At 71.5% G+C, this 12,539-nt stretch carries 13 protein-coding genes and 2 riboswitches; of the genes, 6 read left to right on the top strand and 7 right to left on the bottom strand.

Annotated features, from left to right (window positions below):
• Positions 1 to 57 precede the first annotated feature (57 nt).
• The 4 genes from IE217_RS28150 to IE217_RS28165 all read right to left on the bottom strand — a co-directional run bounded on the left by IE217_RS28150 (position 58) and on the right by IE217_RS28165 (position 3,902).
• Positions 58 to 1,065 carry an ABC transporter permease gene (locus tag IE217_RS28150; RefSeq protein WP_189709453.1) on the bottom strand — a complete coding sequence of 336 codons (1,008 nt, stop codon included), beginning with the start codon at positions 1,063 to 1,065 and terminating at the stop codon, positions 58 to 60.
• A gap of 323 nt (positions 1,066 to 1,388) precedes the next feature.
• A complete protein-coding gene (locus IE217_RS28155) occupies positions 1,389 to 2,177 on the bottom strand; it encodes an enhanced serine sensitivity protein SseB C-terminal domain-containing protein (protein WP_190180769.1) in 789 nt (262 codons plus the stop codon).
• A gap of 102 nt (positions 2,178 to 2,279) precedes the next feature.
• Positions 2,280 to 3,083 (bottom strand): enhanced serine sensitivity protein SseB, encoded by an 804-nt coding sequence (locus IE217_RS28160; RefSeq protein WP_190180770.1) that lies wholly within the window; start codon positions 3,081 to 3,083, stop codon positions 2,280 to 2,282.
• A 96-nt stretch (positions 3,084 to 3,179) separates the two neighbouring features.
• Positions 3,180 to 3,902 carry an AAA family ATPase gene (locus tag IE217_RS28165; RefSeq protein ID WP_190180771.1) on the bottom strand — a complete coding sequence of 241 codons (723 nt, stop codon included), beginning with the start codon at positions 3,900 to 3,902 and terminating at the stop codon, positions 3,180 to 3,182.
• Positions 3,903 to 4,074: 172 nt separating this feature from the next.
• Positions 4,075 to 4,170, top strand: a riboswitch (glycine riboswitch).
• Positions 4,171 to 4,284: riboswitch (glycine riboswitch) on the top strand.
• 43 nt (positions 4,285 to 4,327) lie between these two features.
• Between IE217_RS28165 and gcvT the strand changes: the two genes are divergently transcribed.
• The 6 genes from gcvT to IE217_RS28195 all read left to right on the top strand — a co-directional run bounded on the left by gcvT (position 4,328) and on the right by IE217_RS28195 (position 10,497).
• Complete coding sequence (gcvT, locus tag IE217_RS28170; RefSeq protein ID WP_190180772.1) at positions 4,328 to 5,467, top strand: glycine cleavage system aminomethyltransferase GcvT; 1,140 nt, start codon at positions 4,328 to 4,330, stop codon at positions 5,465 to 5,467.
• A gap of 119 nt (positions 5,468 to 5,586) precedes the next feature.
• Positions 5,587 to 5,964, top strand: a complete 378-nt coding sequence (gene gcvH / locus IE217_RS28175) for a glycine cleavage system protein GcvH (protein ID WP_190180773.1) — start codon at positions 5,587 to 5,589, stop codon at positions 5,962 to 5,964.
• 11 nt (positions 5,965 to 5,975) lie between these two features.
• Positions 5,976 to 7,238, top strand: coding sequence for a serine hydroxymethyltransferase (gene glyA, locus IE217_RS28180; RefSeq protein WP_190180774.1), 1,263 nt, complete (start codon positions 5,976 to 5,978; stop codon positions 7,236 to 7,238).
• Between the two features lie 125 nt (positions 7,239 to 7,363).
• Positions 7,364 to 8,731: an L-serine ammonia-lyase gene (locus IE217_RS28185; RefSeq protein ID WP_190180775.1), complete on the top strand. Its 1,368-nt coding sequence runs from the start codon at positions 7,364 to 7,366 to the stop codon at positions 8,729 to 8,731.
• An 85-nt stretch (positions 8,732 to 8,816) separates the two neighbouring features.
• Positions 8,817 to 9,851 carry a phosphatidylinositol-specific phospholipase C domain-containing protein gene (locus tag IE217_RS28190; RefSeq protein ID WP_190180776.1) on the top strand — a complete coding sequence of 345 codons (1,035 nt, stop codon included), beginning with the start codon at positions 8,817 to 8,819 and terminating at the stop codon, positions 9,849 to 9,851.
• A 94-nt stretch (positions 9,852 to 9,945) separates the two neighbouring features.
• Complete coding sequence (locus IE217_RS28195) at positions 9,946 to 10,497, top strand: GH25 family lysozyme (RefSeq protein ID WP_190180777.1); 552 nt, start codon at positions 9,946 to 9,948, stop codon at positions 10,495 to 10,497.
• A 44-nt stretch (positions 10,498 to 10,541) separates the two neighbouring features.
• Here the strand turns inward: IE217_RS28195 and IE217_RS28200 are convergent, their stop codons facing one another.
• From IE217_RS28200 to IE217_RS28210, 3 genes are read right to left on the bottom strand one after another with little or no spacing between them, the layout of a single operon-like run.
• Positions 10,542 to 11,324, bottom strand: a complete 783-nt coding sequence (locus IE217_RS28200; RefSeq protein ID WP_268249179.1) for an NADPH-dependent F420 reductase — start codon at positions 11,322 to 11,324, stop codon at positions 10,542 to 10,544.
• Positions 11,325 to 11,339: 15 nt separating this feature from the next.
• Complete coding sequence (locus tag IE217_RS28205) at positions 11,340 to 11,552, bottom strand: EF-hand domain-containing protein (RefSeq protein ID WP_189709431.1); 213 nt, start codon at positions 11,550 to 11,552, stop codon at positions 11,340 to 11,342.
• A 59-nt stretch (positions 11,553 to 11,611) separates the two neighbouring features.
• Complete coding sequence (locus IE217_RS28210; protein WP_190180779.1) at positions 11,612 to 12,526, bottom strand: MerR family transcriptional regulator; 915 nt, start codon at positions 12,524 to 12,526, stop codon at positions 11,612 to 11,614.
• Positions 12,527 to 12,539: the final 13 nt, after the last annotated feature.

The following is a 12,539-nucleotide window of genomic DNA, read 5'->3' on the forward strand; positions in this document are numbered from 1 at the left end:
CCGGATTAGATGAGAGACCCCGTGTGAAGTGCCACGGGTCGCTTGGGGTACGGCAGTTCAGCGGGAGCCCTTCGGGTCCAGCGCGTCGCGCACGCCGTCGCCGAAGAGGTTGAAGGCAAGAACGGTGATGAAGATCGCCACGCCCGGAACGATCATGTACATCGGGTCCGAGTCGTAGTAGTCGATCGCGTTCGAGAGCATCTGCCCCCAGGAGGCCGTGGGCGGCTTGACGCCCACGCCCAGGAAGCTGAGTGCCGCCTCGGTGAGGATGTTGGTGGGGATCATCATCGTCGTGTAGACGATGATCGGCGCGACCAGGTTGGGCAGCAGTTCCTTGAACAGGATGTAGAAGCGCCCGGCGCCGAGCGAGCGGGCCGCCTCGACGTACTCGCGTTCGCGCAGCGAGAGCGTCTGGCCGCGTACCACGCGGCCGATGTAGGGCCAGCCGAAGAAGCCGATGACGAGGATCATCACGAAGACGCGCACGCTCGAGCCGGTCAGACCCAGCATGTTGTTCGGCATCACGGAGACCAGCGCGATGATGAAGAGCAGCTGCGGGAAGGCGAGCAGGCCGTCCATGACGCGGCTGATGACCGCGTCCACCCAGCCGCCGAAGAAGCCCGCCAGGATGCCGAGGATGGTGCCCAGCACCACCGCGACCAGGGCCGACAGGAAGCCGACGAGCAGCGAGATCTGGGCGCCGTAGAGGATGCGGGCGAAGATGTCGCGGCCGTTGACCGGCTCGACGCCCAGCAGGTGGTCGCCGCTGATGCCGCCCAGCGAACCCGTGGGGGTGCCGAAGAGCGGGTCGATCAGGTTCTCGTGGTAGACGTCGGGGTCCTGCCCGACGAGGCTGGTGATCACCGGCGCGAGCAGCGCCACCAGGACGAGGACGAGCACGACGACGCCGCCCGTCAGGGCGAGCTTGTCCCGCTTCAGGCGCTCCCAGGCGATCCGGCCCAGGGAACGTCCCTGGACGGCCTTGGCGCCGGTGGTGGCTACCGCCGCTTCCTCGGCCGCGCTCGGGGCCGCTTCCGCGGTCGGCTCGTGCAATGGTGCCGTCATTAGGCAGGGACCCCTCTCAACCGGCGGTAGCCGGCCCGCACTTGCCGCTGTGGCGGCATGATCAGTCCGTCGTACACAGGGGCGAACACCCCCTTGTTGCGGGAGTCTTCAACGCATTGGCGATCTGTTGCCAGACTTGGCGGTGAATGGATGCGTAAACGTGATGCGGGCAGGAGGGTTCCGTTATCCGGACGCTGGGTAACGGGGGTCGGACGCGGTCGAGTTGGGGCTTTCCGGTTGAGAACCGGACTATTCACCCTCATCTACGCGCGAAGAAGTTGCCCTGGCACACGAGTCGGCGTCCCGGTGGGAAGCGTTCCGGTTCAGTATCCGCCACGCGCCGGCGGATACCCGTACCCCGTCGCCGGGGACGGGGACGCGTGGGATTCGCGGTCGTAGAACGGGCGGGAGTTGGCGCGCATCCACAGGGCGACCGGGTCGTACTCGTCGGACATGGCGACGGTCGACACCGGCAGGCCGTCGGGGACGGCGCCGATGGACTGCTGCATCATCGCCCGCACCGAGTCGACGGCCGGCGGTGAGGTGTCGTAGACGTCCAGGCCGATGGCGAGGTACGGCGCCCCGAGCGCCGGCTGCACCCAGGCGCGGCGCAGGGAGCGCACCGCCGGGGTGCGGTGGGCGCTCTGCGCGAGCAGGGCGTAGAACTGGGACACCTCGACGGCCGGTTCGGACAGGCGCAGGGGGCCGGCCGGCTGGCGGTCGAGGCCGGTGGCGATGCGGCGCAGGTCCAGCCAGGGGATGCCCACGCCGCCGCCGGGGGCGTGCGGATTGAGCCAGAGGCCGTAGTGGTCGGGGTAGAGGGTGCGGGCCACGTCGAGGCCGTCCACCACCTCGTACGACCGCATCCAGCCGCTCGCCGAGAGCTCCTGGGCGGAGGTGACGCAGGGCGCGTAGCCGTGGCCGTCGACCTCCATGTGGCCGTACTGGGCGTCGGGGGAGCCGGCCTGGCCGTGCCACAGCAGCATCCACACCTGGCCGGAGGACGGGGAGGCGAGGGCGCGCAGCAGCGCCTCGTAGGCGTCGTAACGCCCGGGCGTCACCTGGCGCAGCGTCTGCTCGACCTGCCCGGCCGCGGTGCCGCTGGCAGTCACTTTTACCGCCCCTTCATACGACCGACGTTCCGACCGAGTCGTCGGTCTAGCTTAAGGCCGCGTTCCGGCCGGGTACGTGCCGGAGTCGTGCGGCCGTGGGTTTCAGCGATCGTACTGATAAAAGGGCCGGACGCCGTCCCGCATCCAGTCGGCGACCGGGTCCTGGGCCACGTCAAGGAGCACCAGGTTGACCGGCCAGACCACCGGGTTGCCGCTCAGGGCGCGTTCCAGGGCCTGCAGGGGCAGCGCCCTCAGGTCGCCCTCCCACTGGGAGAGCTCGACGCCCACGAACATCACCGGTTCGGCCGTCTCGATGGCGGCCAGGCAGCGGCGGGCGGTGCGGACCACGCCCGTGGCGGCGAACTCCGCGGAGGCGGCGGCGAGGAAGTCCACCGGGTCGTCCTGCCAGTCGGGCTCGTAGAGGCGGACCCGGCCACCGCTCGCCGGGCCGTCCAGCGGGGTGCGGCCGGCCCGGCACAGTTCGGCCACGGCGGGCGGCGGCAGCGGGACGCCGACCACTCCGTCGGGGTTGACGGCGATGCCGACCTGGGCGGGCAGGCCGCGCGCGAACTCCACGGCGGGCGCGATGGTGTACGGCATGTGGGAGCCGGCGACCTGGCGCAGTTGTTCCTCGGAGCTGAACACCGGCACGTAGGCCTGGCCGTCGATCTCCAGGGTGGGCAGGTCGAGCGGGCCGCCGTGCGGGCCGCGGCCGCTCGGCAGCGGCACCCATACGAAGCTGCGGCCGAGCACCTCGACGATCCGGCCGGCCGCCGCGGGGATCCCGAGGGAGGCCGACAGCACCTCCTCCAGCTCGTTGCCGGGCCAGCCGCCGTGCGGGTGGGGGTGCGGCTGTGCCGGGAAGTGCGGGGGAAAGTCCGCGGAGAAGTCCGCCGGGATGTCCATCTGCCTACCGCCTGCTGGGAACCACTGGAACTGCTGGGAGTTGTCGATACCGCCCCGGGAGCCGCTGGGGGCGCCCGGAGCCGCTGGGCGGAAAGGCTATCCGGTGCCGGCCCTGGCGGCCTCACCCGGAAAGCCGATCCGCCGCAGTCCTGTCGCCGCCGTGCGGTCCAGCAGCAGCGCCGAGGCGCAGCCCCCGGGCAGGTCGCCGCGCTCCACCGCGTGCAGGACGCGGTGGGCGGCGCGGCGGTGGCGGCGGAAGGCGTAGCGGGAGACGCCCCGGCCGCGGGCGCGCTGGCCGGCCAGGGCGGTGCCGGCGTCGACGTCCAGCACGAGCAGGTGCAGGGCGCCGCCGCGGCGGCGGGCGGCGCGGGCGAGCCAGGCGCGGACCCAGGCCTGGGTGCCGCAGTCGTGGACGACCAGGCCCTCGCCGGTGCGCAGGGCGCGGCGCAGGCCGGCGTAGTGGGCGAGGCGGACCAGGGGGCGGTAGACGGCGTAGGGCAGGCGGCCGGCGAGGCGGGCGTCCCAGCGGTCGCGGGTGTCCTGGGAGTCGATCCGGGGGCCGGGCACCGCGCGCCGCATCAGCGTGGACTTGCCGCCACCGGGCAGCCCGGTCACCACCACGACGTCGCCGGGCCCGAACAGCAGCACGCCCGGCCCCTGCCCGGCCCGCCGGCCGCGCAGGTCGCGGACGACGGGCGCGGGGCGCGCGGGGTGCGCGGCGTCGCGTCCGCGCGACCGGCCGGGGGCCCGCGCCGGCCCGGTGCGGGGCTGGGTGAGGGGGTGGGTCGTGGCGCAGGCCGCGGTCTCGTTCACCGGCATCGTCTCCCCTGGGGTGGTGACGGTTCGCCTCCCCGTCGAGTGTAAAGAGAAGGTAATGCCAGGCGCCTCGCCATTTCGTGCGCGTACGGACACAGGCCGGTTACAGATCCGGCCCTGCCGCGGGCGGCCCCGGGCGTGCAATGATGGGCGCGCCAACTGCATACCGGCCGTTTGAATCCGCGCGGGAGAGTTCTCAGCCCACCGCTGGGGCGCCGAAGGAGCAAGTCCCTCCCTTGAATCTCTCAGGCACCGTTACCGCGCGGGCGAGGCACATCTGAAAAGCGGGCCGCCGGCGCAGGCGGCTCCACCCAAGGTGCAAGCCGTGATCGTCCGCCCGGCGGTCGTGGCGAACCTCTCAGGTTCCGATGACAGATGGGGAGGACACGAGATCCGTCCTCGTCCGTCATTGCCTTGGAGACCGACCGATGAGCAGTACCGAACCGCATCACGCGTCCCCCCAGCCCCGCCGTACCGCGCTCGACGCGCTGCACCGCTCGCTCGGTGCGACGATGACCGACTTCGCCGGCTGGGACATGCCCCTTCGCTACGGCTCCGAGCGCGACGAGCACCTCGCCGTGCGCACGAGGGCCGGCCTGTTCGACCTGTCCCACATGGGTGAGATCACGGTCACCGGCCCGGCCGCCGCCGCCGCGCTGAACTACGCACTGGTCGGCAACATCGCCTCCGTCGGCGTCGGCCGCGCCCGCTACACCATGATCTGCCGCACCGACGGCGGCATCCTGGACGACCTGATCGTCTACCGGCTCGGCGAGACCGAGTACATGGTCGTCGCCAACGCCTCCAACGCCCAGGTGGTCCTCGACGCGCTCACCGAGCGCGCGGCCGGCTTCGACGCCGAGGTGCGCGACGACCGCGACAACTACGCGCTCATCGCCGTGCAGGGCCCCGAGTCCCCCGGCATCCTCAAGTCCCTCACCGACGCCGACCTCGACGGCCTGAAGTACTACGCCGGCCTGCCCGGCACGGTGGCCGGCGTGTCCGCGCTGATCGCGCGCACCGGCTACACCGGCGAGGACGGCTTCGAGCTGTTCGTCGCCCCCGGCGACGCCGAGAAGCTGTGGCAGGCGCTGACCGACGCCGGCGCGGACGCGGGTCTGGTGCCGTGCGGGCTGTCCTGCCGCGACACCCTGCGCCTGGAGGCGGGCATGCCGCTGTACGGGCACGAGCTGACCACGGAGCTCACCCCCTTCGACGCCGGGCTCGGCCGTGTGGTCAAGTTCGAGAAGGAGGGCGACTTCGTCGGGCGCGAGGCGCTGCTGGCCGCCGCCGGGCGGGCCGAGCAGAACCCGCCGCGCGTGCTGGTCGGCCTGGTCGCCGAGGGCCGCCGGGTCCCCCGCGCGGGCTACCCGGTCGTCGCGGGCGGCGAGGTGATCGGCGAGGTCACCTCCGGCGCCCCCTCCCCCACCCTGGGCAAGCCGATCGCCATGGCGTACGTCGACGCCGCGCACGCCGCGCCCGGCTCCGCCGGTGTCGGCGTGGACATCCGGGGCAGTCACGAGCCGTACGAGGTCGTGGCACTGCCGTTCTACAAGCGCCAGAAGTGACACTGTCGTAACCGGTCCGCGGGGCGAGGCGCGTGAGGCGCCCGTCGCCCCTGGTCACGCACGTCCTTCGCTGTCCCCCTTTTCACCAGCACTTCCCCGCGTACAGGAGAATCCAGGCCATGAGCAACCCCCAGCAGCTGCGTTACAGCAAGGAGCACGAGTGGCTGTCGGCCGCCGAGGACGGCGTCGCGACGGTCGGCATCACGGAGTTCGCGGCCAACGCGCTCGGCGACGTGGTCTACGCCCAGCTCCCGGAGGCCGGCGCCACGGTGACCGCGGGCGAGTCCTGCGGCGAGCTGGAGTCGACCAAGTCGGTCTCCGACCTGTACTCCCCGGTCAGCGGTGAGGTCACCGAGTTCAACCAGGACGTGGTGGACGACCCGTCGCTGGTGAACTCCGAGCCCTTCACGGGCGGCTGGCTGTTCAAGGTGCGCGTCACCGAGGAGCCCGCCGACCTGCTCTCCGCCGACGAGTACGCCGAGTTCTCCGGCAACTGAGGAGCCCACGCATGACCGTTCTGAACACACCCCTGCACGAGCTCGACCCGGACGTGGCCGCGGCGGTCGACGCCGAGCTGCACCGCCAGCAGTCCACGCTGGAGATGATCGCCTCGGAGAACTTCGCCCCCGTCGCGGTGATGGAGGCGCAGGGCTCGGTCCTCACCAACAAGTACGCCGAGGGCTACCCGGGCCGCCGCTACTACGGCGGTTGCGAGCACGTCGACGTGGTCGAGCAGATCGCCATCGACCGCGTCAAGGCGCTGTTCGGCGCCGAGCACGCCAACGTGCAGCCGCACTCGGGCGCCCAGGCCAACGCGGCCGCGATGTTCGCGCTGCTCAAGCCCGGCGACACGATCATGGGCCTGAACCTCGCGCACGGCGGGCACCTGACCCACGGTATGAAGATCAACTTCTCCGGCAAGCTCTACGACGTGGTCGCCTACCACGTGGGCGAGGACGGCCTGGTCGACATGGCCGAGGTGGAGAAGCTGGCCAAGGAGTCCCGGCCGAAGCTGATCGTGGCCGGCTGGTCGGCGTACCCGCGGCAGCTGGACTTCGCCGAGTTCCGCCGGATCGCGGACGAGGTCGGCGCGTACCTGATGGTCGACATGGCGCACTTCGCGGGCCTGGTCGCGGCCGGGCTGCACCCGAACCCGGTGCCGCACGCCCACGTGGTCACCACCACCACCCACAAGACGCTGGGCGGCCCGCGCGGCGGTGTGATCCTGTCCACCGCCGAGCTGGCGAAGAAGATCAACTCCGCGGTCTTCCCCGGTCAGCAGGGCGGTCCGCTGGAGCACGTGATCGCCGCCAAGGCGGTGTCCTTCAAGGTGGCCGCCTCGGACGACTTCAAGGACCGCCAGCGTCGTACCCTGGAGGGCGCCCGCATCCTGGCCGAGCGCCTGGTGCGGGACGACGCGAAGGCGGCCGGCGTGGACGTGCTGACCGGCGGCACCGACGTGCACCTGGTCCTGGTGGACCTGCGCGACTCGGAGCTGGACGGGCAGCAGGCCGAGGACCGGCTGCACGAGGTCGGGATCACGGTCAACCGCAACGCCGTCCCGAACGACCCGCGCCCCCCGATGGTCACCTCCGGCCTGAGGATCGGCACCCCGGCCCTGGCGACCCGCGGCTTCACCGCCGAGGACTTCGCCGAGGTCGCGGACGTGATCGCCGAGGCGCTGAAGCCGTCCTACGACGCACAGGCGCTCAAGGCCCGGGTTCGCGCCCTGGCCGACAAGCACCCGCTGTACCCGGGTCTGAACAAGTAAGACACCCACCGCGCCGGAACGACAGCGCGCACGGCCGGCGACCCCGGCCGTGCGCGGTGCCGGCCACCGCCCCGGCTTCCGCCACACCCCGGCAGCCCCGCACCATCCCGTATTGAGGAGTCACCGTGGCCATCTCGGTCTTCGACCTGTTCTCGATCGGCATCGGCCCGTCGAGCTCCCACACGGTCGGCCCGATGCGCGCGGCCCGCATCTTCGCCCGCCGGCTGCACGGCGAGGGCCTGCTGGAGCGGGCCGCGTCCCTGCGCGCGGAGCTGTACGGCTCGCTCGGCGCGACCGGCCACGGCCACGGCACCCCGAAGGCCGTGCTGCTGGGCCTGGAGGGCGACTCGCCGCGCACGGTGGACGTGGAGACGGCGGACGAGCGGGTGGAGGCGATCAAGGCCTCGGGGCGGCTGCGCCTCCTCGGCGAGCACGAGATCGCGTTCTCCTTCGACGACGACATGGTCCTGCACCGCAGGAAGGCGCTGCCCTACCACGCCAACGGCATGACCCTGTGGGCGTACGACGCCTCGGGCGCCGAGCTGCTGACCAAGACGTACTACTCGGTCGGCGGCGGCTTCGTGGTGGACGAGGACGCGGTGGGCGCGGACCGGATCAAGCTGGACGACACGGTCCTGAAGTACCCCTTCCGCACGGGCGACGAGCTGCTGCGGCTGACGAAGGAGACCGGCCTGTCGATCTCCTCGCTGATGATGGAGAACGAGCGCGCCTGGCGCACCGAGGAGGAGATCCGCGCCGGCCTGCTGGAGATATGGCGGGTGATGCAGGCGTGCGTGGAGCGCGGCATGAGCCGTGAGGGCATCCTGCCGGGCGGCCTCAAGGTGCGCCGCCGGGCGGCCGTCACCGCGCGCCAGTTGCGCGCCGAGGGCGACGCGGCCACCCGCGCGATGGAGTGGATCACGCTCTACGCGATGGCGGTCAACGAGGAGAACGCGGCCGGCGGCCGGGTCGTGACCGCCCCGACCAACGGCGCGGCCGGCATCATCCCGGCGGTCCTGCACTACTACATCAACTTCATCCCCGGCGCGGACGAGGACGGCGTGGTCCGCTTCCTGCTCGCGGCCGGCGCGATCGGCATGCTGTTCAAGGAGAACGCCTCCATCTCCGGCGCGGAGGTCGGCTGCCAGGGCGAGGTCGGCTCGGCCTGCTCGATGGCGGCGGGCGCGCTGGCCGAGGTGCTGGGCGGCACGCCCGAGCAGGTGGAGAACGCCGCCGAGATCGGCATGGAGCACAACCTGGGCCTGACCTGCGACCCGGTCGGCGGCCTGGTCCAGATCCCGTGCATCGAGCGCAACGGCATGGCCGCGGTCAAGGCGGTCACCGCCGCCCGGATGGCGATGCGCGGCGACGGCTCGCACAAGGTGTCCCTGGACAAGGTCATCAAGACCATGAAGGACACCGGGGCCGACATGTCCGTCAAGTACAAGGAGACGGCCCGCGGCGGGCTCGCCGTGAACATCATCGAGTGCTGATTCCCGTTCCTCCGGGGGCTACCGCACGGTAACCACTTACCCCTACGCTGCCGCCAACTCGGCATCGGCGAAGGGGAGTTGGATTATGCGTGGGGTGAGACGGGCGGCGGCGCTGCTGGGCGCCGCCGCGATGCTGTTAGGACTGGCCGGCAACGCCCGTGCGGCCGAGGCGCCGAAGTTCTCGCGGACGACGGCGATCGGCACGCACAACGCGTACGACAAGGCCAAGTACACGTACTTCGCGCAGGCGCTGGACTCCGGCGCCTCGCTGCTCGAACTGGACGTCTACACCGACCCGCTGAGCCGCCGCTGGCGGGTCAGCCACAGCAACCCGTTCGGCGACGACAACAACTGCGAGGCCGCCAGGACCCCGGCCGAGCTCTACAGCAAGAGCCGCAACCAGGACCTGGGCAGCTGCCTGGACAACATCGCCGCCTGGCACCAGCTCCACCCGGACCACCGGCCGATCGTCTTCAAGGTGGAGATGAAGAACGGCTTCAACAACAACATCGGCCTCGGGCCCGACGAGTTCGACACCCTGGTGCGGCAGAAGCTCGGCGACATGGTCTACAGGCCGTCCGACCTGCTGGGCGGGGCGTACCCGACGCTGGACGCGGCCGCCCGGGCCGATGCCTGGCCCTCGCGCGACGCGCTGCGGGGCAAGGTCCTCTTCGAGCTGATCCCCGGCACGGTCGAGCAGGCCAACCCCTTCGACCACTACTGGACCGACCGCGAGTACGGCGACCACCTGCGCGACCTGTACGCGGCCGGGAACATCGGCGAGGCCGAGGCCTTCCCCGCCGTCCTCGGCGCCGCCGCGGGCGACCCGCGCACCAGCCGCTACGACGCCTCGATCCAGCCCTGGTTCGTCTTCTTCGACGGCGACGCGGCGGCGTACGTCGGCAACGGCTACGACACGTCGTTCTACTCCAGGAACCACTACATCCTGATCACCACGGACGCGGCCGGGGTCTCGCCCGCGATCTCCTCGACCACTCCGACGGACGCGGAGGTGGCCGCCCGGCTGTCCCTGCTGGCCGCCGACCACGCCAGTCTGATCACGTCCGACTGGTCGGCCAAGTCCCCCGCCGTACTGGGCGCGGTAACCGACCGGAGCTGATGTTCGAACACCCCTGAGGGATGGGCCGTACGGGAGACGGGGCAGAACTCAACCAACCGTCTCCTTCCCCCCACGGCACCTTCAGGGAGTACGCATGCTGCACGGCATCGACGTGAGCGCCTACCAGTCGGCGACGTACGGCACGGACGGCCTCTCCTTCGTCTTCATCAAGGCGACGGAGGGCCGTTCGTACGTCAACTCGCGGCTCAGCGCCCAGACCAAGCACGGCCGCGACGCCGGACTGGTCGTCGGCTTCTACCACTTCCTCTGGCCGGGCGACGTCACCGCCCAGGCCGAGTACTTCCTCTCGCACGCCCCCGAGAGAGCCGGCGACATCCTCGCCGTCGACTGGGAGCGCACGGCCGAGGGCACCCACGCGACGAACGCCGAGAAGGACCAGTTCATCCGCAAGGTGAAGGCCCTGCGGCCGCACAACCGGGTGATCCTCTACACCAACCGGGACTTCTGGCTCAACGTCGACACCACCTCGTACGCGGGCGACGGCCTGTGGATCGCCGACTACGTGAGCGCCGGCCACCCCCGCATCAAGGCCAAGTGGCGCTTCCACCAGTACACCGACGAGCCCCACGACCAGAACGTGGCCGACTTCCCCGGCAAGGCGGCCCTGAAGGAGTGGGCGGGCTGAGCCCGAGGGCCCGGCGGCCGCCCCTCGCGTCCGTCCGCCGCCCGTCAGCCCCGGAAGTCCGCCGGGCGCTCCTTCGGGGCCTGTGCCAGGGCCTCGGTGACGGCCCGCGTGCCGGCGCGGAGGCCGTAGACGGGGGTGCCGGGCTGCTGGCGCCAGGAGTCGTCGAGGCCGCCCGCGTCGACGGTGTCGAAGCCGATCTCGTCGATCAGCGCCCGGACCTTCGCCTTGGCCGCCTCGTCGTCGCCCGCCACCGGCAGGGCCAGGCGGCCGGGGTCGCCGGCCGGGCGGGGGCGGTCGAGGAGGTCCTGGGCGTAGGTGCCGTTGAACGCCTTGATCACCGGGTGGCCGAGGTGCCGTTCGGTCCAGCGGCTCTCGGTGAGGCCCTCGTCCTCGATGCCGGCGATCCTGCCGTCGCGCTGCCGGGGGTAGTAGTTGCCGGTGTCGATCACCACGAGGCCCTCGGCCGCCCCGTCGAACAGGCCGGACGGCAGGTCCGGCACCGCCTTGAGGGGAACGGTGACCACCACGACCTCGGCGCCGCGCGCCGCGTCCTCGACGCGGACGGGGGTCGCGCCGGTCTCCTCGGCCAGTGCCTTGAGGGTCTCGGGACCGCGTGAGTTGGCCACGGACACGTCGTGGCCGACGGCGGTGAACCGCCGGGTCAGGTTGCCGCCGATGTTGCCCGCGCCGATGATGCCGATCTTCATGTCCGCTCGCCTCGTCCTTCGGGGTCGCTGTCGTGCGCAGCTCTGACGGGGCTGTGCAACCTCCGCGACGGGCGGGCTATTCCGGACCGCGGGGGCGCCCGCCGCCAAACGGACGGGCACCCCCGGGTGCCTGGGTCACTTGCTCAGGTACGCCCAGAACTCGTCGAACGACAGGACCTTGTCGCCGTTGAGGTCACGGGTCTTGATGACGGCCTCGGCCACCGTGTCGGTGACGTTCCAGTCGCCCCCCTGAGCGAGGGCGGACTTGAACTCGGCGGCGGTGATGAAACCGTCGCCGTCCGCATCGATCCGCTGGAACTCCTTGCGTGCTTCCTCGATGTCCGCCACCGATCCGCCCCTTTGTGTCGCGTCTGCTCTGACGTGCTGTCGTACTGACGCAGGTCAGATTAACTGCCCGCGCGGCACCTCAGTGCGGCGACCACCCAGGAGAACTCCTCCTCGTACGACGGCAGCGGCTCCAGGCCCTTCAGGGTGGCCGACAACCGGCGGTACCGGGCGACGCGTTCGTTCGAGGCGGCCGTCAGGCGCTGAAGTACGGCGGCCGGGTCGGCGTCGCCGATCAGTCCCCGCAGGATCTCCCCGGCCTCGGGCGCCTCGGGGGCGACGCCCCGGCGCAGTGCCTCGCCGGCGAGCTGCACCAGGCGGCTCATGAACCACAGGGAGGTGCCCGCCGGGACGTCCGGGCCCCGGTCGGCCGCGTTGAACTCGATCATCCTGCGCATCAGGGCGCGGAACTCCGGGTCCTGGATCAGCTCGGCCAGCTCCACCCACGCGTCCACCTGCTCCGGCGTGGGGTCGTCCGGGAGGTCCGCCGTGGCGAACCGGAGCCGGGTGCGGATGTCGGGGTCGGCCGTGTCGAGCCCCTCGAAGACCTCCGCCATGAAGTCGTCGATGATCCGTTTGCGTTCGGCCGCCGACAGCCGTGCCAGTCTGTTCATCAAGGTCGTCTCCTGTGCGCTCGAGCCTCGCCGGGCCACGCTCGACAGCACCGCGCGGGTCACCTTCAGCGATCTGATCTGCGCGTCCAGCGCCGCCACATGCGCCTCGGCGACCTGGGCCACGGTGCGCTCCCCCGAGAGCACCGTGCGCACGTCGTCCAGGCCGAGGCCCAGCTCGCGCAGGGTGCGGATCAGCTCCAGGCGGGCCACACAGGCCGCGTCGTAGAGGCGGTAGCCGCCGGGCGAGCGGGCCACCGGGGGCAGGGCGCCCTCGTCGGACCAGTAGCGGATGGTCCGCACGGTCAGTCCGGTGGCCCGCGCCAGGTCGCCGATGGTGAGGAGTGCGGTGCCGTCGTCGTTCACGTACGCGAGTCTG

The organism is Streptomyces naganishii JCM 4654 (genome assembly GCF_014650575.1).
Taxonomy (GTDB): Bacteria; Actinomycetota; Actinomycetes; order Streptomycetales; family Streptomycetaceae; genus Streptomyces; species Streptomyces naganishii.